The organism is Nonomuraea sp. NPDC049637 (assembly GCF_040675235.1).
Taxonomy (GTDB): domain Bacteria; phylum Actinomycetota; class Actinomycetes; order Streptosporangiales; family Streptosporangiaceae; genus Nonomuraea.
On the sequence record NZ_JBFAOM010000005.1, the window covers coordinates 85166 to 105459 of the forward strand.

The 20294-nt window shown below is 71.1% G+C and carries 20 protein-coding genes; 15 read left to right on the forward strand and 5 right to left on the reverse strand.

Features of this window, described 5'->3' with window-relative positions:
* Window positions 1–11: 11 nt before the first annotated feature.
* Window positions 12–1091, reverse strand: a complete 1080-nt coding sequence (locus AB0J71_RS09065; RefSeq protein WP_352321638.1) for an epoxide hydrolase family protein — start codon at window positions 1089–1091, stop codon at window positions 12–14.
* Between the two features lie 161 nt (window positions 1092–1252).
* Here AB0J71_RS09065 and AB0J71_RS09070 point away from each other — a divergent pair, with 161 nt between their 5' ends.
* Window positions 1253–3052: a hypothetical protein gene (locus AB0J71_RS09070; RefSeq protein WP_364413520.1), complete on the forward strand. Its 1800-nt coding sequence runs from the start codon at window positions 1253–1255 to the stop codon at window positions 3050–3052.
* 73 nt (window positions 3053–3125) lie between these two features.
* Here AB0J71_RS09070 and fdhD read toward each other — a convergent pair whose 3' ends face one another.
* Together fdhD and AB0J71_RS09080 are read right to left on the reverse strand one after the other, a co-directional pair.
* Complete coding sequence (gene fdhD, locus AB0J71_RS09075) at window positions 3126–3998, reverse strand: formate dehydrogenase accessory sulfurtransferase FdhD (RefSeq protein ID WP_352321636.1); 873 nt, start codon at window positions 3996–3998, stop codon at window positions 3126–3128.
* Window positions 3995–6199: an FdhF/YdeP family oxidoreductase gene (locus tag AB0J71_RS09080; protein ID WP_352321634.1), complete on the reverse strand. Its 2205-nt coding sequence runs from the start codon at window positions 6197–6199 to the stop codon at window positions 3995–3997. The genes fdhD and AB0J71_RS09080 overlap by 4 nt, the downstream gene beginning before the upstream one ends.
* Before the next feature lie 85 nt (window positions 6200–6284).
* Between AB0J71_RS09080 and AB0J71_RS09085 the strand changes: the two genes are divergently transcribed.
* The 10 genes from AB0J71_RS09085 to AB0J71_RS09130 all read left to right on the forward strand — a co-directional run bounded on the left by AB0J71_RS09085 (window position 6285) and on the right by AB0J71_RS09130 (window position 14110).
* Window positions 6285–7106: a biotin--[acetyl-CoA-carboxylase] ligase gene (locus AB0J71_RS09085; RefSeq protein WP_364413522.1), complete on the forward strand. Its 822-nt coding sequence runs from the start codon at window positions 6285–6287 to the stop codon at window positions 7104–7106.
* Between the two features lie 57 nt (window positions 7107–7163).
* Window positions 7164–7682, forward strand: coding sequence for a PH domain-containing protein (locus AB0J71_RS09090; RefSeq protein WP_352321630.1), 519 nt, complete (start codon window positions 7164–7166; stop codon window positions 7680–7682).
* Between the two features lie 84 nt (window positions 7683–7766).
* Window positions 7767–8684: an adenylate/guanylate cyclase domain-containing protein gene (locus AB0J71_RS09095; RefSeq protein ID WP_364413706.1), complete on the forward strand. Its 918-nt coding sequence runs from the start codon at window positions 7767–7769 to the stop codon at window positions 8682–8684.
* A 15-nt stretch (window positions 8685–8699) separates the two neighbouring features.
* Window positions 8700–9785, forward strand: a complete 1086-nt coding sequence (locus AB0J71_RS09100) for an S-(hydroxymethyl)mycothiol dehydrogenase (protein ID WP_364413524.1) — start codon at window positions 8700–8702, stop codon at window positions 9783–9785.
* Window positions 9785–10405: an MBL fold metallo-hydrolase gene (locus AB0J71_RS09105; RefSeq protein ID WP_352321626.1), complete on the forward strand. Its 621-nt coding sequence runs from the start codon at window positions 9785–9787 to the stop codon at window positions 10403–10405. The genes AB0J71_RS09100 and AB0J71_RS09105 overlap by 1 nt, the downstream gene beginning before the upstream one ends.
* A gap of 121 nt (window positions 10406–10526) precedes the next feature.
* Complete coding sequence (locus tag AB0J71_RS09110; RefSeq protein ID WP_125632481.1) at window positions 10527–10703, forward strand: (2Fe-2S)-binding protein; 177 nt, start codon at window positions 10527–10529, stop codon at window positions 10701–10703.
* A 25-nt stretch (window positions 10704–10728) separates the two neighbouring features.
* Window positions 10729–11214 carry a bacterioferritin gene (gene bfr, locus AB0J71_RS09115; protein WP_352321624.1) on the forward strand — a complete coding sequence of 162 codons (486 nt, stop codon included), beginning with the start codon at window positions 10729–10731 and terminating at the stop codon, window positions 11212–11214.
* A 138-nt stretch (window positions 11215–11352) separates the two neighbouring features.
* On the forward strand, window positions 11353–11892 hold the full coding sequence (locus AB0J71_RS09120; RefSeq protein ID WP_352321622.1) for a hypothetical protein: 540 nt from the start codon (window positions 11353–11355) through the stop codon (window positions 11890–11892).
* Between the two features lie 267 nt (window positions 11893–12159).
* The gene (locus AB0J71_RS09125) at window positions 12160–12828 is read left to right on the forward strand and encodes a response regulator transcription factor (RefSeq protein ID WP_043620820.1); all 669 of its coding nucleotides are present in this window, start codon (window positions 12160–12162) and stop codon (window positions 12826–12828) included.
* 4 nt (window positions 12829–12832) lie between these two features.
* The gene (locus AB0J71_RS09130) at window positions 12833–14110 is read left to right on the forward strand and encodes an ATP-binding protein (RefSeq protein WP_352321619.1); all 1278 of its coding nucleotides are present in this window, start codon (window positions 12833–12835) and stop codon (window positions 14108–14110) included.
* Here AB0J71_RS09130 and AB0J71_RS09135 read toward each other — a convergent pair.
* Window positions 14094–14570 carry a GtrA family protein gene (locus AB0J71_RS09135; RefSeq protein ID WP_352321617.1) on the reverse strand — a complete coding sequence of 159 codons (477 nt, stop codon included), beginning with the start codon at window positions 14568–14570 and terminating at the stop codon, window positions 14094–14096. The two genes, AB0J71_RS09130 and AB0J71_RS09135, sit on opposite strands and share 17 nt — an antisense overlap.
* A 227-nt stretch (window positions 14571–14797) precedes the next feature.
* On the opposite strand from AB0J71_RS09135, the gene AB0J71_RS09140 reads away from it, so the two are divergent.
* The 3 genes from AB0J71_RS09140 to purE are packed head-to-tail and all read left to right on the forward strand — an operon-like array spanning window position 14798 to window position 17271.
* Window positions 14798–15571 (forward strand): hypothetical protein, encoded by a 774-nt coding sequence (locus tag AB0J71_RS09140; RefSeq protein ID WP_364413526.1) that lies wholly within the window; start codon window positions 14798–14800, stop codon window positions 15569–15571.
* A gap of 42 nt (window positions 15572–15613) precedes the next feature.
* Window positions 15614–16762, forward strand: a complete 1149-nt coding sequence (locus AB0J71_RS09145) for a 5-(carboxyamino)imidazole ribonucleotide synthase (protein ID WP_352321613.1) — start codon at window positions 15614–15616, stop codon at window positions 16760–16762.
* Window positions 16759–17271 (forward strand): 5-(carboxyamino)imidazole ribonucleotide mutase, encoded by a 513-nt coding sequence (gene purE / locus AB0J71_RS09150; protein WP_352321612.1) that lies wholly within the window; start codon window positions 16759–16761, stop codon window positions 17269–17271. Before AB0J71_RS09145 ends, purE begins: the two co-directional genes overlap by 4 nt.
* A gap of 183 nt (window positions 17272–17454) precedes the next feature.
* Here the strand turns inward: purE and AB0J71_RS09155 are convergent, their stop codons facing one another.
* Window positions 17455–18768 carry a UDP-glucose/GDP-mannose dehydrogenase family protein gene (locus tag AB0J71_RS09155; RefSeq protein WP_352321611.1) on the reverse strand — a complete coding sequence of 438 codons (1314 nt, stop codon included), beginning with the start codon at window positions 18766–18768 and terminating at the stop codon, window positions 17455–17457.
* A gap of 123 nt (window positions 18769–18891) precedes the next feature.
* On the opposite strand from AB0J71_RS09155, the gene AB0J71_RS09160 reads away from it, so the two are divergent.
* On the forward strand, window positions 18892–20055 hold the full coding sequence (locus AB0J71_RS09160) for an acyl-CoA dehydrogenase family protein (protein ID WP_352321609.1): 1164 nt from the start codon (window positions 18892–18894) through the stop codon (window positions 20053–20055).
* Window positions 20056–20294 lie beyond the last annotated feature (239 nt).

Here is a 20294-nt window from a genome sequence, read left to right on the forward strand (position 1 = left end):
AGCGCGCGGAATCAGCGCAGGCTGTCGAAGAAGGCCGTGATGTCGGAGGTGAGCGCCTCCGTGGCGGTGTGAGCGGTGTAGTGGCCGCGGGCGGGGGCGGGCAGGGTCTTCCACGAGACGATGCCGTGGTGGTCGCGCTCGGCGAAGCGGCGGATCGACTTGAAGTCGCCCTCGCCCATGGCCAGCGCGGTCGGGGTGGTCGTCGGCTCCTGCGGCTGCTCCATGCGGGCGTTCTCCCAGTAGAGCCGCAGGGCCGAGCCGGCGGTGCCGGTGAACCAGTGGATCGAGGCGTTGGTCAGCACGAAGTCGTCGTCCAGGTCCTCGTCGAAGAGCTGGGCGAGCCAGCCGACGAGCCCGGCGGGGGAGTCGGCGAGGGCGTGCGCGAGCGTCTGCGGCTGCTGCGACTGCAGGACGTTGAACGCGCCCTTCTCCTTCCAGAACCAGTCGAGCACGGCCAGCCCGGCCTGGTCCTCCTCGCTCAGGCCGGCGAACTCGGCCGGGTCGCCTGAGGGGAAGGAGAACAGCTGGGTGACGTGCACGCCGACGACGTGCTCGGCGTCGATCCGGCCCAGCTCGGGGGAGATCATCGAGCCGCCGTCGTTGCCGACGGCGCCGTAGCGCTCGTAGCCCAGGCGGGCCATCAGCTCGGCCCAGGCCCCGGCGATGCGCCGGTTGTTCCAGCCGAGCTCCTTTGTCGGGCCGGAGAAGCCGAAGCCGGGCAGCGACGGGACGACCACGTGGAAGTGGCGCGACAGCGGCTCGATGGCGTCGAGGTACTCGGCGACGGTGCCGGGCCAGCCGTGGGTGAGGATCAGCGGCAGAGCGTCGGGGTTGTCGGAGCGTACGTGGATGAAGTGGATGTTCTGCCCGTCGATCTCCGTCGTGAACTGCGGGTAGGCGTTGAGCCTGGCCTCCTGGGCGCGCCAGTCGAAGCCGGACTGCCAGTGGGCCACCAGGCGCTTGACCCGGTCGACGCCCACGCCCTGGTCGGCGCCCGGGATCTCGTCGGCGAAGCGGGTCAGCGCGAGCCGGGCCCGCAGGTCGTCGAGGTCGGCCTGGGAGATCTCGATGCGGAACGGGCGGATGCTCATGAGGGGGTCCTCTCGACCGACGAAGCGGAACGGCTTGTTCTGTTCCAACTATAGCAGAACGGAACGCTTCATTCCACAATCTGCACAAGGCGGCTCCAAGTGACTTCCAAGGATCACTGAGCAGCATGGGGGCTTTGATCAGCGCAGAAAGGGACCCCCTCATGAAAAGGACAGCCTTGCTGCTGGGCGCGGTGATGCTCGGCAGCCTGCTGGCCGCTCCTCCGGCCCAGGCCGCCGCCGCCCCGGCGACCTCGGTGACCCGGGTCAGGGCCGTTCCCGCCGGTCAGGCGGGCGAGTGCCCCACGACCGTGGCCTTCTCCGCCACGGTGGCCGCCAAGGGCAAGGGCACCGTGCGGTACCGCTGGGTACGCGGTGACCGCAGCAAGAGCGCCATCAGGAGCTTCCGCGTCAACGGCGCGCGCAAGGTCGTCGTGAGGGACCGCCAGACCTTCGACCGCGACACCACCGGCTGGCAGGCCGTCGAGGTGCTCGGCCGGCGCGGTTTGTCGGCCAAGGCCCGCTTCCGCGTCGCCTGCGCCGGAGCCCCGCAGCGGTACGACGTCGTCAACCCGCTGCCCGCCCGGCCGGACGGGCCGCTGGAGGCGGCCGCGAACGTGCAGGCGAGCCCGCCCCGCCAGGACGGCCGCTGCCCGACGACCGTGACGTTCACCGCGACCATCCAGGTCTCGCGCACCCCCGCCAAGGTCGGCTACCAGTGGATCGACAGCGCCACGGGCGAGGGCGCGGTGGAGTCGCTGTACTTCGCCGCCGGCGGCCCGCGCAGCAGGCAGGTCACGCTGCCGCTGTCCGTGGGCACCTCCACCGCGGGCTGGAAGTCGGTACGGATCCTCAACGCCGGCGGGCACGACTCCGCGCGGGCGTCGTACGCGGTGACCTGCCGCGTCACGCCGGGCCCGAAGCCGACCCCGACGCCCACCCCGACGCCCACCGTGACGCCGACGACCTCCCCGACGCCCAAGCCGACCACGACCGCCGAGCCCCCGGCGCAGCAGCCGCAGGCGGCGATCAGCGCCCTGACGCCCGGCGACTACGCGGGCTACTGCGACGAGCCCATCGCCTACCAGGCCACCGGCCGCATCACCCTCCCGGCGGGCCCGGCCGCCAGCGTCGGCTACTGGTGGACCCTCGACGGCGCCGAGTGGCAACACCAGACCGTCAGCTTCCCGGCCGGCACCCAGCCCAGGTCGCAGGACGTCACCGCCGCCTGGAGCCTCGACCAGTCGAAGACCGGCTCCCACAAGCTGGCCCTGACCACCCAGCCCGCCGCGGCGCAGGCCGTCGAGCGCACGTTCGCCCTGTCCTGCACGACCGACCCCGACCCCGCCAAGCTGGCCATCCCCTACCTGCTGACGCCCGTCTACCAGGGCGACTGCACCGGCTCCATCGGCATGCGGGCCGACGCCCGGATCACCACCGACCGCGAGGCCGAGGTGCGCTACCGCGTCGTCGTGGACGGCAAGCCCGGCCCGGTCAGGACGCAGGAGGCCAAGCCCGGCAGGGCCCAGATGATCGGCGACCTGTTCTACGTCTCCCCGAAGGCCAGCGGAAGCGGAGTGATCCGCATCGAGGTGCTGAACCACAACAAGCTGGTCAGGGAGCGGCCGTACACGGTGACCTGCGTGCCGGTGGACCCGTCGCCGGGCACGGTGCGGATCAGCGAGTTCCGTCCGGTCCACTACTTCGGCGACTGCGCCGAGGCCCCGTACGTGACCGCCCACGGCGCCTTCCGCGCCGCGCCGGACACCGAGATCACCTGGCGCTGGGTCATCGACGGCAGGCCCACGGAGCCGGCCACGTACAAGACCAACTCCGGCGGTCTGCTCCAGGTGCAGGCGGCCAACTGGAGCCGGGACACGAAGACCTCCGGCGTGGTCCGGCTGGAGGTGCTGAACCACAACAAGCCATCCATCGAAGGCACCTATCCGGTGACCTGCGAATAGGCCTCACAAGGCACATCCGACCCGGACTGCCGGGCGCCGCGCTGCTCGGCGGCGCAGCTCGACACGTAGTCGCTCACGGATCCAGCGCGTGGTCTGCCGCTGACCAGGACGTGACGACCCGCTCCTGCCCGGCGTAGACGTTGCAGCGCTCGCCGCGCAGGAACCCCACCAGCGTCAACCCGAACTCCCTGGCCAGATCGACGGCCAGGGACGAGGGCGCCGACACCGCGCAGACCGCCGGGACGCCGGCCGCCAGCGCCTTCTGCATGATCTCGTAGCTGGCCCTGCCGCTGACCATGAGCACGTGCTCGGCCAGCGGCAGCCGGCCCGCCAGCGCCGCCCAGCCGACCAGCTTGTCCACGGCGTTGTGCCGGCCGACGTCCTCGCGCAAGGCCAGCAGCGTGCCCGTCGCCGAGAACAGGCCCGCCGCGTGCAGCCCGCCGGTCTTGCCGAACACGCCCTGGGCCTCGCGCAGCGCGCCCGGCAGGCCGTAGAGGACCTCGGGGGTGAGTTCGAGCGAGCCCCTGGGGATCGGCTTGCACCGGCCGTGCAGCGCGTCGAGGCCGGCCGAGCCGCACACGCCGCACGCGCTGGAGGTGAGGAAGTGCCGGTCGAGCGCCGGCAGGTCGGGCACCGGGCCGTGCAGGCGGACGGTGACGGTGTTGTAGCGGGCCTCGGGCGGCAGGTCGTCGTCCGTGCAGTACGCGATGGCCGCGATGTCGTCCGGCCCGGCCAGGCCCTCGCCGCTCAGGAACCCGGCGGCCAGTTCGAAGTCGTGCCCCGGCGTGCGCATGGTGATGGCGACCGTCTTGCGGGCGCCGTCGCCGCCGGTGAGGCGGATCTCCAGCGGCTCCTCCGTGGCCAGGTCGTCGCGCCGGTCGCGGGCTCCGGAGCCGGCCAGCTCCCTGATGCGGACGCGGGTGGTGGGCCCGGGACGCGCCTTCACAGCGGCCGCACGGTGACGAGCGCGTTGTAGTCGGGGATGCGTGCCTGTGGCGAGCGCCGGGCCTCGTCGAGCAGGACGTTCCCCTCCGGCCAGTGGATCTGCAGGTTGCCCGGCATCAGCGGGGCGCGCAGCACCTTGCCCTGGTAGGAGCGCTCGCCCGCGCGCAGCTCGACCGGCGCGCCGTCGGCCAGCCCGAGCCGGTCGGCGTCGTACGGGCTCATCAGCACGGCCTCGCGGGCGGCGCCGTTGAAGCCGTCGAGCCGCTCGTGGACCATGCTGTTGAACTGCTTGCCGCGCCTGGTCGCGACCTTGAACGTGCCGTCGGGGCGCTCAAGGGCGGGCGGCTCGACCACCGAGAAGACGGCCAGCCCGTCGGGCGTCTGGAAGCGGCCGTCGGCGAAGAGGTGGCGGCCGCCGTACTGGACGTTGTCCCCGAACTTCCGCAACCCGGAGATGCCCTGGTAGAACGGCACGACCTGCTCGATCTCCGCACGGATCTGCGGAGTGCCGGTGAACCGCACATGGTCGGCTATCTCCGGACGGGTACGGGCGGCAAGCTCGGAGAAGATCTTCCACTCCGGCCAGGCCTCGCCCACGCGCGGCCCCTCGACCTCGGGCGAGAAGATGATCCGCCGCTCGGTGGAGGTCTCGGTCACGCCGCCGACCATCTCGTAACGCGTCTGGGCGGGCAGCAGCAGCACGTCGCCCTCGCCCGGCACGAGCATCTGCGAGGACAGCACGATGTCGATGTGCACCCGCAGCCCCAGCCTGGACAGCGCCTCGCGGCAGTAGGCCGGGTCGGGCAGCACCTCCAGGAAGTTGCCGCCGGAGGAGACGAGCGCGTCGAGCTCGCCCCGGTGGGCCGCGTCGATCATGTCGGTCGCGGTCAGCCCGGCCGTGTCGGGCACCTGGAAGCCCCACAGGTCGGTGAACTTGGCGGCATTGGCGGACGTGATCGGCAGGCCGCCGGGGAAGCCGGTCGCGTACGCGCCCATCTCGGCTCCGCCCTGCACCCCGCTGTGCCCCCGGATCGGCATCAGCCCGCACTTGTCGCGCCCGATGAAGCCGCGCGCGAGCGCCAGGTTGACGATCGCCCTGACGTTGTCCTCGCCGTAGGTGTGCTGGGTGATGCCCATCGACCAGACCAGCACCGCCGAGCGCGCCCGGCCGAGCAGCTCGGCCAGCCGGAACATCTGCTCCTTGGTCGCCCCCGAGAGCGCTTCGAGCTCGGCCCACGACTGGGCCTCGACGGCCTTGCGCGCCTCCTCGAACCCGGACGTGCGCCCGCTCACGAACGCCTTGTCCACCCAGTCGTTCTCGATGAGGTGCTTGAGCACGCCGTTGAGGAAGCCGATGTCGCCGCCGACGTTCACGCCGAAGAACTCGTCGGTGATCTTCGTGCCGAACAGCGCGGACTCGGCGTTGGAGGGCACCCAGTACTTGTCCATGCCCGGCTCGCGGTAGGCGTTGACCATGGCGATCCGGGTGCCGGCCTTCTTGGCGTGGTAGAGGTACTTCATCGCGACCGGCTGGTTGTTCGACGGGTTCGAGCCGATGAAGACGATCAGGTCCGAGCCGATCCAGTCGGTGTAGGAGCAGGTCGTGGCCGCCGCGCCGATGGTCTGCTTGAGCGCGACCGTCGAGGGCGAGTGGCAGATGCGGGCGGCGTTGTCGACGTTGTTCGTGCCGAGCGCCCGCACCGCCTTCTGCGCCGCGTAGTAGTTCTCGTTGGGCACCCCGCGGCTGGTCAGGTACGTGCCGAAGCGCGCGCCGCGCAGCCGTTCGGCCGCCACCCGCAGCGCCTCGTCCCACGTGATGCGGGTGAAGCCGGGCTCGCCGGCCCGCCGCACCATCGGGTACGGCAGCCGCCCCAGCTCCCGCAGCTCCGCGCTCTTGCGCCCGGCCAGCCCGGAGACGTCGCGCAGCAGCGACACGTCGAGCGCGGGCATGGTGTTCAGCGGCAGCAGGCGCAACCTGATGTTGCACAGGTGGATCTCGTCCATCGTCCAGTCGCGCATGCCGTGCGTGCCGAGCGCGCAGCCGTCGCAGGTGCCCTGGTTGAGTATGCGCCAGGCGTAACGCCTGTTCCCCTTGACCGACCTGAACGCCTTCCACAGCTCCAGGTAGTTGTTCGGCTTGCGCAACCCGAGGCCGAAGGGCCGCCACGAAGCCCAGTTGCGAGGGTCAGGACGTCTGCTCATCCCCCCATCTTTACCCCTCATGCGGACTTCGAGACCAGCCGGTGCGGTGCGACGACCTCGGCGCGGGTTCGGCCAAGATAGGGGGATGGCCTCCTCGCGCTTCTCCGACCTCGACCGTCCGCCGCTCTCGGAGGCCGCGCTCAACCGCGCGCTGGTGCGTCCGGGCGCCCTGTGGACCGGCGTCACCGTCGTCGAGACCACCGGCTCGACCAACGCCGACCTGGCCCTGGCCGCCCAGGCCGGGGCCGAGCAGGGCCGGGTGCTGGTGGCCGAGTCGCAGGTCGCCGGCCGGGGCCGGCTCGACCGCGCCTGGTCGGCGCCGCCGCGGTCGGGGCTGACCTTCTCCGTCCTGCTCAGGCCCACGACGCCGGTGCCGACCCAGGGGTGGCTGCCGCTGCTGTACGGCGTGGCCGCCGCCTCGGCCGTGCGCCGGCTGGCCGAGGTCGACGTTCGCCTCAAGTGGCCCAACGACCTGCTGGTGGGCGAGCGCAAGCTGGCCGGGGTGCTGGCCGAGCGGGTCGACGACGCCGTCGTCATCGGCATGGGGCTCAACGTCTCCCTGCGCGCGGAGGAGGCCCCGGTCGAGACGGCCACCTCCCTGGCCATCGAGGAGGCGGCCTGCCTCGACCGCGACCCGCTGCTGCGGGCCGTGCTGCGCGAGGTCGAGAGCCACTACCGCGAGTGGGAGGAGGCCGGCGGCGACGCCGAGGTCGCCGGGCTGCGCGCCGCCTACCTCGCCGCCAGCGCCACGGTCGGCCGCGACGTCCGGGTGGAGCTGCCGGGCGAGCAGGTGCTGACCGGGCGGGCCACCGGCATCGACGGGTCCGGCCACCTCCAGGTGGAGTCCGGCGGCGAGCGCTACACGCTGGGCGCCGGAGACGTCGTGCACGTGCGGGCCGCCCGATGAGCCGCCCGATGAGCCGGGGCGTAGCCGCTCGGCCGGGTTGGTGGCAGCATGTGCGGCATGACCCTTCCCGACCACCATCTGACGCAGGGTGAGCAGCGCGTCCGATCCTTCCATCCCCACTGGAAGCGCCTTGTCGGCCCGTTCTTCGCGCTGATCCTCATCGCCGCGGCAGCGGGTGCGGCGCTCTACTTCTTCCCCACCGCGTGGGGGGAGAGCGTCACCTCCTACGGTAGGATCGCCGTCGTCGTCATCGCCGTGATCCTGCTGACGATCTTCTCGTTCGTGCCCTACCTGCGGTGGAAGAACACGGGCTACGTCCTGACGACCCACCGGTTCACGATCAGCATGGGCGTGCTCAACAAGTCCACCGACGAGATCCCGATGGCCAAGGTCAACACCGTCAGCTCCGACCAGACGTTCATGGAGCGCATGCTCGGCTGCGGCACGCTGACCGTCGAGTCCGCGGGCGAGCGGGGGCAGATCGTCCTGCGCGACATCCCGCGCATCCAGGACGTCCGCATGGACCTGTTCAAGCTGGTCGAGGACGCGTCCGACGGAGAGATCGACGGCCGCTGAGGTTGGCGTAGCCTGCTGATCGTGAACGCCACCCAACCGCCCGGCAGGCCGACCGCCGACCAGATCGAGCGCACGCTCGTCGGCATGCCGGCCCGCCACACCCGCGCGCAGGTCGCGGCCGGGGCCGGGGTGTCGCAGGAGCTCGCCCAGCGCATCTGGCGGGCGCTCGGCTTCGCCCAGTTCCCCGACGACGCCGTGGCGTTCAGCGACGCCGACGTGGCCGCGCTGCGCCGGGTGCGCAACCTGATCGACGGCGGCCTGCTCGACGAGCAGACCGTCATCCGCATGGCCCGCGCGCTCGGGCAGACCACCGCCAGGCTGGCGCAGTGGCAGGCCGAGATCGTGATCGGCACGATGGTCCCCGACTCGCGCACCGACGCCGACCTGAACGGCGTCCTCGACACGGCCAAGGCCCTCCTGCCCGACTTCGAGCACCTGCTGGTGCACGTCTGGCGGGCCCAGCTCGCCGCCGCCGGCACCCGGCTGCTGGCCGTCGCCGACGACCAGGACGAGCGGGGACCGGCCCGCGTGTCGATCGCCGTCGGCTTCGCCGACCTGGTCTCCTTCACCCGCCGCTCGCGCGAGCTGGACGAGCGGGCGCTGGCCTCGCTGGTCGAGGGCTTCGAGTCGCGCGCCGCCGACGTGGTGGCCGCGCACGGCGCGCGGCTGGTCAAGACGCTCGGCGACGAGGTGCTGTTCACCGCGCCCGCCCCGGCCCAGGCCGCGGCGATCGCCCTCGACCTCGTCGACAGCCTGGAGCTGCGCATCGGCATGGCGTACGGGCCGGTCGTGCCCATGATGGGCGACGTGTTCGGCACCACCGTCAACCTGGCCGCCCGGCTCACGGCCATCGCCCGGCCGGGCACGATCCTGGTCGACTCCGAGCTGGCCGAGGGCCTGGCCGGAGCGCCGGACGGGGTCGCGGTGCACAAGATCAGGAGGCGGCCCGCAAGAGGGCTCGGCGTGGTCCAGCCCTATGTCTTGCGGAGATCATCCTCCTGACACAAGATGGCTGCCATGCCGTACGAAGTGCAGGGCGTGATCGCCCGCGGTAAGGGCCAGGAAGTTTCGCTGGAGACGGTGGTCGTCCCCGACCCCGGGCCGGGCGAGGCGGTGGTGAACGTGCAGGCCTGCGGGGTCTGCCACACCGACCTGCACTATCGCGAGGGCGGGATCAACGACGACTTCCCCTTCCTGCTGGGCCACGAGGCCGCGGGCACGGTCGAGGCCGTCGGCGAGGGCGTCACCGGGCTGGCGCCCGGCGACTTCGTGATCCTCAACTGGCGCGCGGTGTGCGGCCAGTGCCGCGCCTGCCTGCGCGGCCGGCCCTGGTACTGCTTCGCCACCCACAACGCCTCCCAGAAGATGACGCTCAGGGACGGCACCGAGCTGTCGCCCGCGCTCGGCATCGGCGCGTTCCTGGAGAAGACGCTGGTGGCGGCAGGGCAGTGCACGAAGGTGTCGGCCGAGGCGCCGGCCCAGGTCGCGGGCCTGCTGGGCTGCGGCGTGATGGCCGGCATCGGCGCGGCGATCAACACCGGCGGCGTGACGCGCGGCGACAGCGTGGCCGTGATCGGCTGCGGCGGGGTCGGCGACGCGGCGATCCTGGGGGCGTCGCTGGCCGGGGCGTCCCGGATCATCGCCGTCGACGTCGACGACCGCAAGCTGGAGTGGGCCCGCGGGTTCGGCGCGACGCACACCGTCAACTCGCGGGAGAACGACCCGGTCGAGGCGATCCGCGACCTGACCGGCGGGTTCGGCGCCGACGTGGTGATCGAGGCGGTCGGCCGGCCGGAGACGTACGAGCAGGCGTTCTACGCCCGCGACCTGGCCGGCACGGTCGTCCTGGTGGGCGTGCCGACGCCGGAGATGCGGCTGGAGCTGCCGCTGCTCGACGTGTTCGGCCGTGGCGGCGCGCTGAAGTCGTCCTGGTACGGCGACTGCCTGCCCTCGCGGGACTTCCCGATGCTGATCGACCTGTTCCTGCAGAACCGGCTGCCGCTCGACCGGTTCGTCACCGAGACGATCGGGCTCGACCAGGTCGAGGAGGCGTTCGCCAAGATGCACCGCGGCGAGGTGCTGCGCTCGGTGGTGGTGCTCTGATGATCGACCGCGTCATCACCTCCGGCACGTTCTCGCTCGACGGCGGCACGTGGGAGGTCGACAACAACGTCTGGCTGGTCGGCGACGCGCGCGAGGTCGTGATCATCGACGCCGCGCACGACGCCGATGCCATCGCCGCGCGGGCCGGCGGCCGCCAGGTCAAGGCCATCGTGTGCACCCACGCCCACAACGACCACGTCAACGCCGCCGCCCGGCTGGCCGAGCTGACCGGCGCGCCGATCCTGCTGCACCCGGCCGACCAGGTGCTCTGGGAGCAGGTGTACGGGCCGGAGGTGGCGTACACGCCGCTGGCCGACGGCGAGAAGATCACGGTGGGCGGGGTGGCGCTGGAGGTGCTGCACACGCCGGGCCACTCGCCGGGCGCGGTCTGCCTGCACGCTCCCGACGCGGGCGTGCTGTTCAGCGGCGACACGCTGTTCAAGGGCGGGCCGGGGGCCACCGGGCGGTCGTACTCGTCGTTCGACACGATCATCGAGTCGATCGCCGGGCGGCTGCTGTCCCTGCCGCCCGAGACGGTCGTGCACACGGGCCACGGCGACTCCACGTCCATCGGGGCGGAGGCGCCGCACCTGGAGGAGTGGCGGGCGAGGGGCCACTGACCTGCGGGGTCAGGTGAATGTGACGCCTCTAACATAGGCAAGCCTTACCGAAGTGAGCTATCTTAGGTGTGCCTAACCTAAAGGCGTCCCCTTCCTGCTCGCTTGAGAGGCCTGTCCCCGGATGTATGTGTGCATTTGTCGTGCTGTGACCGAGAACGAGGTCCACGACTGCATCGCCTCCGGGGCGAAGAGCGCGAAACAGATTCGCGACACCACTGGGGCGGGTGGGGACTGTGCCCGTTGTGTACGGAAGATCTGTGCGATCCTGAAGCAGTCCGAAGAACTGACGACCGCATAGCCGCACCGCGACGAGGGGCCCGTTCATGCAGGGCGACAAGCAGATCATCGAACTCCTCAACGAACAGCTGACCGCCGAGCTCACGGCGATCAACCAGTACTTCCTGCACGCGAAGATGCAGGAGAACTGGGGATACACCAAGCTGGCCAAGCACACGCGCGACGAGTCCTTCGAGGAGATGCGCCACGCCGAACGGCTGACCGACCGCATCCTGTTCCTCGAAGGGCTGCCCAACTACCAGCGCCTCGGCACGCTGCACATCGGCCAGACCGTGGAGGAGCAGCTCAAGGCCGACCTTGAGGTCGAGCTGGCGGTGGTCGAACGGCTGCGCCCGGCGATCCAGCTGATGAGGGAGAAGGGCGACATCACCTCCGCCCGCATCTTCGAGGACATCCTCGAGGACGAGGAGGAGCACATCGACTACCTCGAGACCGAGCTGGGCCTGATGCGCAGCCTGGGCGAGCAGCTCTACCTCGCCCGCTACGCCGAGCCCAGCTCCGTCGACGACTAGAGCCCCTCGCTCTCTCCGGCCCCGCCGCCCGCCCGGGCAGCGGGGCCGTCGCCGTTCCCGCCGCCCGCGGGCCGCCCGCGGCGGCCTGACGGATACTGGGGGAGGCGAGCCCAGGACACCTGTGAGGGAGTGGTCTCCATGCTCTATCTCTTCGGCTTCGAGCGCATCGGCGTGGCCGTCGGCGACCTGTACTTCGTCGACCCCGACCCGGGAGAGCACCAGGAGGGCGCCGAGCACGGCGTGCGCCTGGAGATCCGCAGGCTCGCGCCGGGCGAGCTCAAGGGGTCGATCTACTCGGCCCGTCCGATCGTCGTCGATCAGCTCATCTGGCGGGTCGACCTGCTGGAGTCGGTCGACGGCACGCCGGGCAGCTTCGACCGTACGCACCACCACCCCGGCTCCAGCGGCTGGGAGCCCGACCGGCGGGTGTTCGACGAGGAGCTGTCGGCCGAGCCGCTGAAGTGGCTGGGGGAGCGGCTGGCCGACCTCGACGGCGTGCTGCGGCAGTCGGGCGTCGATCCCGCCGAGGTCGGCCCCGGCGACGCGGCGAGCCTGCGGGAGACCGCCCCCGAGATCGTCGACACCGTCCGCCGCCTGCTCGACCGGGTACGCGCCGGCGAGCTCGGCACCGCCCCGGCCGGCGGCCCGGCCGCCTCCGTCCGGTCGAGCTGGCTCTGAACGGCACGTTCCAGGCATTCCGGCGCCCGGCTCGGGGTATCACGCTCCGGGCGCCGCGCCGGGCGCGACGCGTCCCGAGGATGCGGGCGTACGTGGTGTGATGGGAAAGCCTGGAGCGCTTTGTGTTTTCCCCTCGATAATCGCGGTAATTTAATCACGACTAACCCTTATTTAGCTTCGTTTGCCCAGGTCAATGGATAGGTCAACGACAAGTCAAACCGCGCGCTGTGCCCGGGAAACGATCGCCTAAGGTCCTACGATCGCTTCATGACCTGCGTACTTCTCGCCGAGGATGACACCTCGATCTCCGAGCCACTCGCGCGTGCGCTACGCCGCGAGGGCTATCAGGTAGAGGTGAGCCCCGACGGCCCGCAGGCCCTGGAGAGGGCCCTGTCGGGCGGCATCGACCTCATCGTTCTCGACCTCGGGCTGCCAGAGATGGACGGCCTGGAGGTCGCCCGCCGGATCCGTGCCGAGGGGCACGGCACCCCGGTTCTGATACTCACGGCCCGCGTGGACGAGGTGGACACCGTCGTCGGCCTCGACGCCGGCGCCGACGACTACGTGACCAAGCCGTTCCGGCTGGCCGAGCTGCTCGCCCGGGTGCGCGCGCTGCTGCGCCGCGGCACCTCCGAGACGCCGGTCGTGCAGGGGGTCCGCATCGACGCCGACTCCCGCCGCGCCTGGATGGGGGAGAAGGAGCTGCACCTGACGACCAAGGAGTTCGACCTGCTGCGCGTGCTGGTCCGCGACGCCGGCAAGGTCGTCACCCGGGAGCAGATCATGCGCGAGGTGTGGGACACCAACTGGTGGGGTTCGACCAAGACCCTCGACATGCACATCTCCTGGCTGCGCCGCAAACTCGGCGACGATGCCGCCAAGCCCCGATACATCACGACCGTCCGGGGAGTCGGCTTCCGGTTCGAACGCGAGTAGGCGCATGCGCCGTCGACTGCTCTCCTCCACACTGGTCGTCGCGGTCATCGCGGTCCTGTTGCTGGGGGTCCCCCTGGGCGTCGTGGTCAGCCGTCTGATCGTCGACGAGGCGGCTCAGGAGCTCGGGGCGGAAGCCAAACGTCTCGTGGGCGAGGTCGAGTACGCCCGGGTCCAGGAGACCCCGCTCGACCCGCAACAACTGGAGCAGAAGTACCCGGGCAGGTACATCCAGATCTGGGAACGCGGAACCCCTCTGCGGGTGACCGTCGTCGGCACCGCGCCGGCGTCGGGTCACCTGATGACCGAGGACGCCCAGACCAACACCGGGGTCTACGTCCGGATAAGTCGTGACCGGGATCAGGTCGAGCGCGACGTCCGGGCCAGGCTGCTGCTGATCGTGGCGCTGGCCGTCGCGGCGCTCGCGGTGGCCGTGAGCCTGGCCGTCGTACAGTCGCGCAGACTGACGCTGCCCCTGCAGGACCTGGCGAAGATCGCCGAGCGGCTGGGGTCGGGCGACGCGCGGCCCAGCAAGCACCGCTACGGCATCCCCGAGCTGGACCGCGTGGCCCAGGTGCTCGACCGCAGCGCCACCCGCATCTCCGACCTGCTCACCCGCGAACGCGAGTTCGCCACCGACGCCTCCCATCAGCTCCGCACGCCCCTGACCGGCCTGACCATGCGCCTGGAGGAGATCGTCGCCGCCTCGAACGAGCCGGAGGTCGTCCGGGAGGAGGGCGAGGCGGCCATCGTGCAGGCCGAGCGCCTGACCGCGGTGATCGACGAGCTGCTCGCGGCGGCCCGCCGCCAGCGCCACGCCCAGGCCGAGCCCGTCGCCATCGACGAGGTGCTCATCCAGCAGGTCACCGAGTGGGAGCCGGTCTTCCGCGAGGCGGGCCGCACGCTGCACCTCGACGGCACCCGCGGCCTGAAGGCCATGGCCACCACCGGCGGCTTCGGCCAGGTCATCGCCTCGCTGCTGGAGAACTCCCTGCGCCACGGCGGCGGCACGGTCACCGTCACCAGCACCTGCGGCGACAACTACATCGTGATCGAGGTCGCCGACGAGGGCCCCGGCATCGCCGACGAGATCGCACCCAAGATCTTCGAACGCAACGTCAGCGGGGGCGGCGGCACCGGCCTCGGGCTCACCCTCGCCCGCGCGCTGGCCGCCGCCGACGGCGGACGGCTGGAACTGGTGCGTCGCCGGCCGGCGACGTTCGCCATCTTCCTGCGCCCGGCCGAGGAGGACAGCAGGAACCGCGTGGTCAGCGGTCCTGCCTGATCTCGGGCAGCTCCACCGGGATCGGCTCGGTGGCCTCCAGGAACACCCACTTCTTGTACGACCAGTAGCGGAACAGCGTGCCGAGGCCGACGCCGGCGAAGTTGGCGATGTTCAGGCTCAGGCCGTCGTGCAGGTGGAGGGTGTACTTGGTGAAGCCGATCACCAGCAGGCCGAACAGCAGGGCGACGCCGTTGAGCAGGAAGAACAGGAAGTATTCGCGGCCGAGGCCGCTCTGCTCGCGGTGGCGGAAGGTCCAGAAGCGGTTGCCCAGGTAGGCGAAGGTCGCCGAGAGCGTGGTGGCGAGCACCTTGGAGGTGAGGGGGCCCCACTCGAAGCCGAGCAGGAAGAGGTTGTAGACACCCGTGTCGAGCAGAAAGGCGACGGCCCCGATGCTCCCGAATTTGGCCAGTTCGTGAACCAGGGACTCGAACCGCTGGTAGAGGCGCTTGGCAAACTCCACGTCCGCGCTCGGTCCTTTCCCTCGTCGAGACTGACCACCTCAGCGTACCGGCGATGTCGTACGGCCGGTGTCAGGGGGCCGAACATGCCCCGCAAAGACCACTTCTAGAAATATCGCCTTATGGGCGGCATTTCTGAAAGATCGGCATTACGCTGCCGTTCAGATCGCGGGCCCGCCCGCGATGTCGGACCTGCCGCTCCAGACGGCCGCCCTCCCGGGAGCCACCTGTGCCGCTTCGACTGCTCGCGTTGATCCTGGCCCTGCTCACCGCGGGCTGTGGCGCGACCGGCGGCGCCCCGGTGCTCCAGGAGGACCGCACGCCTGCCCCGGCAGCCGCGCCACGGGTCGACCCGGCGACCGCCGAGCAGGCGTTCTCGCTGCTCAGGCAGCTCGACGGGGCTTGGCAGCGGCGGGACTGCGCCGCCGTGCGGGAGCTGACCACGTGGGCGGAGCGGACGCTGGACGGCCGTGCCTGCCAGGCGACCCGGAACGGCCGTCCAGCCCGTCCCGCCGACCCCGTCTACGTGCTGCCCGACGCGGGCGACTGGTTCGCCGCGCTGGCCCGCGAGCCCTCGCCCGCGTACTACCTGTTCTTCCTGGAGGACGGCCGCTGGCGGCTGGGCGCGGGCCCGGTCCCGGTGCCCGGCGAGCCGGCGCGGGAGGCCGCCGAGGCGCCGGAGTCGCTGGTCAGGCAGGCCCGGCTGGTGCCGCAGCGGCATCTGACGTACCTCACCGACCCGGCCGGGGTGGCGGGCGAACGTTTCCCGGCGGGGGATCCGCTGCGCGGGCTGCTCAAGGACGTCACCGCGAACCGCGCCGACGTCGAGCTGTTCGGCACGCGCACCCTCGCGATCCCGGTGGCCGCCGGTTCCGTCCTGGTGTTCGACGCCCTGCGGCTGGCGTACCAAGGCGGGCGCACGGACCTGGTGGTGATGGCCAGCCTGTTCGGCACGGGCAGCCGGATCAGGACGCTCGGGCTGCGCCGGGCACGCGCGAGTTGACAACGGCGAGGCAGTCGTTCCGTCCCGGTAAGCTCACCTCACGTGAGTTCCTACAGTCCCATCGGGCCGGTCGTCGGCATCGTCGGCGCCGGTCAGCTCGCCCGGATGACGCAGCCGCCGGCCATCGCGCTCGGGATCGAGCTGCGGGTGCTGGCCGCCGCCCCCGGCGAGAGCGCCGCACGAGTGATCGTCGACACCCACGTCGGAGACTACCGCGATCTGGCCGACCTGCGGGCGTTCGCCCAGGGCTGCGACGCGATCACGTTCGACCACGAGCACGTGCCCACCGAGCACATCAAAGCCCTGATCGCCGACGGCCACGCCGTGCACCCGGGCGCCGACGCGCTCGTGCACGCCCAGGACAAGGCCGTCATGCGCGAACGGCTGACCGCCATCGGCGTGCCCTGCCCGGCCTGGGCCCGGGTCGCCTCGGCGGCGGACGTCGCGGCGTTCGCCGACGAGCACGGCTGGCCGGTCGTGCTGAAATCGGTGCGCGGCGGCTACGACGGGCGCGGCGTGTGGGTCTGCCGCACCCCCGACGACGTGGCCGAGGCGTTCGCCACCGGCGTCGAGCTGATGGCCGAGGCGTTCGTGCCGTTCGAGCGGGAGCTCGCGGTGCTGGTGGCGCGCTCGCCCCACGGGCAGGGCGTCAGCTACCCGGTCGTGGAGACCGTGCAGCAGGACGGCATCTGCGTCGAGGTGCTCGCCCCCGCCCCCGGCATGGACCCGGAGGAGGCCGCCGTCGCCCAGCGCATCGGCCTGAAGATCGCCCACGAGCTGGGCGTGACCGGGCTGCTGGCGGTGGAGCTGTTCCAGACCGCCGACGGCCTCGTGGTGAACGAGCTGGCCATGCGCCCCCACAACAGCGGCCACTGGACGATCGAGGGCTCCACCACGTCCCAGTTCGAGCAGCACCTGCGGGCCGTGCTCGACCTGCCGCTCGGCTCGCCCGCGATGACCGCCCCGGTCGTCGTCATGGCCAACCTGCTGGGCGGCGACGACCCCGACCTGTTCAAGCGCTACGAGCACGTGCTGGCCCACGACCCCGGCATCAAGCTGCACTTCTACGGCAAGGAAGTGCGTCCGGGCCGCAAGATCGGCCACGTCACGGCCCTGGGCGCCGACCTCGACAAGGTCCGCGCCCGCGCCCGCCACGCCGCCGTCTACCTCATGACCGGGGAGTACGCATGACAGACGGAGGCGGCGTGAAGATCGGGATCGTCATGGGGTCGGATTCCGACTGGCCCGTGATGAAGGCCGCGGCCGAGGCCGTGGCGGAGTTCGGGGTGTCGTTCGAGGCCGACGTCGTCTCGGCCCACCGCATGCCGGTCGAGATGATCGAATACGGCCGGCAGGCGGCCTCCCGCGGCATCCGGGTGATCATCGCGGGCGCCGGCGGGGCGGCGCACCTGCCCGGCATGCTGGCCTCGGTGACGCCGCTGCCGGTGATCGGGGTGCCGGTGCCGCTGAAGTACCTCGACGGGATGGACTCCCTGCTGTCGATCGTCCAGATGCCGGCCGGGGTGCCGGTGGCCACGGTGGCGGTCGGGGGCGCGCGCAACGCGGGGCTGCTGGCCGTCCGCATCCTGGGGGCGTCCGACGCCGGGCTGCGTGAGCGCATGGAGGAGTTCCAGGGGCGTCTCAAGGAGCAGGCGTACGCCAAGGGCGAGAAGCTGCGCGCGGAGGCCGCGGGGCTCTGAGCAGGCAACTCAGGGCCGTTCAGGGGCCAATGGTGTCTTTCCGGGCGCCTGATTGGCTCTTTCCCGGGCGCCCGGGTTCCCGTCGTGAGGGGTTCCGGGCGTCCGTTCCCGCGGTGAGGGTTCCGGGCGCCCGGTTCCCCGTGGTGAGGGGGCCCGGGCGCGCGGAGAGGCGTCGCGGCGGGGTTACGGGCGGCCGAGTGCCCGGTAGTGCCAACCGGCCGAGCGCCACACCTCGGAGTTGAGCGCGTTGCGGCCGTCGACGATGCGCCGGGTCGCGACCACCGCGCCCAGTTCCTCCGGATCGAGCTCCAGGAACTCTTTCCACTCCGTCAGCAGCAGCACCACGTGCGCCCCGCGGACCGCCTCGACGGCCGACTCGCCGTAGTTCAGCTCCGGGTGAGCCTTACGAGCGTTGTCGAGCGCGATCGGGTCGTAGACGGTGACCTGTCCGCCCTGGTGGCCGATCGTCACGGCGACGTCCAGGGCGGGGGAGTCGCGAATGTCGTCCGAGTTCGGCTTGAAGGCCGCGCCCAGCACGCCGACCGTGCACCCGTGGAACGAGCCGCCCGCCAGCTCCCTGGCCAGGTCGACCATGCGGGCGCGGCGGCGCATGTTGATCGCGTCGACCTCGCGCAGGAACGTCAGCGCCTGGTCGGCGCCCAGCTCGCCGGCCCGTGCCATGAAGGCCCTGATGTCCTTGGGCAGGCAGCCGCCGCCGAAGCCGAGCCCGGCGTTGAGGAAGCGCCCGCCGATGCGGTCGTCGTACGACAGCGCCTCGGACAGCTGCTTGACGTCGGCGTGCGCGGCCTCGCAGACCTCGGCCATGGCGTTGATGAAGGAGATCTTGGTGGCGAGGAAGGCGTTGGCCGCCGTCTTGACCAGCTCCGACGTCGCGAAGTCGGTCACCACGAACGGGACCTCCCCGAGCGGCGCGTACACGTCGCGCAGCACCTTCTCGGCCCGCTCGGAGCGCACGCCGAGCACGATGCGGTCGGGGTGGAGGGTGTCCTCGACCGCGAAGCCCTCGCGCAGGAACTCGGGATTCCACGCCAGCTCGACGCCGACGCCCGCCGGCGACAGGCGGGCGAGCTTGTCGGCCATGCGCTCGGCGGTGCCGACCGGCACGGTGGACTTGCCGACGACCAGGCACTCCCGGTCGAGAAGCGGCGCGAGCGACTCGATGGCGCTGTCCATGTACGACACGTCCGCGGCGTACTCGCCCTTCTTCTGCGGGGTGCCGACGCAGACGAAGTGCACGTCGCCGAAGGCCGCGACCTCTTCGTAGGAGCTGGTGAAGCGAAGACGTCCGGAGTCGAGCCCACGGCGGAGCACGGGTTCCAGCCCGGGCTCGTGGATGGGGAGCTCACCGTCGTTCAGCCGGCGGATCTTGTCCGCGTCAATGTCGAGGCCAAGGACTTCGAATCCGAGATCCGCCATGCAGGCCGCATGCGTGATGCCCAGGTATCCGGTCCCGATCACCGTGAGGCGATATGGCACGAGCGAGCTCCTTTCGATCGCCAGGCATGCTACCGGCCTTCGCTACCTCCTTCGTGCCACCTGCGTCTGTTCGCAAACCGTACTAGCTGGTAACAAAGTGCTCGGACGTCCTAGTATCTAGGCATGAGCTTCCCTCTCTATGCGCCCGCCGAAGAGCACGACATGCTCAGGGAGACGGTCCGCGCCCTGGCCGACGAGAAGATTGCGCCGCAGGCCGCGGCCGCCGACGAGTCCGAAGAGTTCCCCTGGGACGTCTACAAGGCCCTCGTCGCCGCCGACCTGCACGCCGTGCACGTTCCCGAGGAGTACGGGGGCGCCGGGGCGGACGCGCTGGCCGCGGTGATCGTCATCGAGGAGGTCGCGCGGGCCTGCGCGTCGTCCTCGCTCATCCCGGCCGTGAACAAGCTGGGCACCGTGCCGCTCCTGCTCTCGGCGTCCGAGGAGCTCAAGCAGCGGTACCTGGCGCCGGTGGCGAGGGGCGAGGCCATGTTCTCGTACGCGCTGTCCGAGCCGGAGGCGGGCTCCGACGCCGCCGCCATGAAGACCCGCGCGGTCCTTGACGGCGACCACTACGTGCTCAACGGCACCAAGATGTGGATCACCAACGCCGGCGTCTCCGAGTACTACACCCTGATGGCCGTGACGGACCCGTCCGCCGGGGCCCGCGGCATCTCCGCCTTCGTGGTGGAGAAGTCCGACGAAGGGGTCTCCTTCGGGCCGAAGGAGAAGAAGCTCGGCATCAAGGCCTCGCCGACCCGCCAGGTGATCCTGGAGAACGTCCGCATCCCGGCGTCCCGCATGATCGGCGAGCCCGGCACCGGCTTCAAGACGGCCCTCGCCACCCTCGACCACACCCGCGTCACCATCGCCGCCCAGGCGCTGGGCATCGCCCAGGGCGCCCTCGACTACGCGATCGGCTACGTCAAGGAGCGCAAGCAGTTCGGCCGTCCGATCGGCGACTTCCAGGGCCTGCAGTTCATGATCGCCGACATGGCGATGAAGCTGGAGGCGGCCAGGCAGCTGACCTACCGCGCCGCCGCCAAGAGCGAGCTGGCGATGCACGGCCAGCCGCAGAAGGACCTGACGTTCCTGTCGAGCGCCGCCAAGTGCGCCGCCTCGGACGCCGCCATGGAGATCACCACGGACGCGGTCCAGCTCCTGGGCGGGTACGGGTACACGAAGGACTTCCCGGTGGAACGCATGATGCGCGACGCCAAGATCACCCAGATCTACGAGGGGACGAACCAGATCCAGCGCATGGTGATGGCCCGCCAGCTCCTCAAGTAGGCATCCGAGGCGTGGGGCTCAGAAGCGCGGTCTTCACAACAAAGGCGCTTCGTACACGGCGGTCGGCTGTTCACCTTGGGCGGCGCAGCCTCCCGAGGTGAACAAGCCGCTCTCCGTCGATGCGTCAGTTTGGAAGCCGCCGACGACGTCCGCTGTCTCGCGTTCAGGTGGTCTGGAATTGCAGTAGCCGGCTCACTGGGCGTTGTCGACCATGTCCGGATGCGGACTGAGGAGTCTTT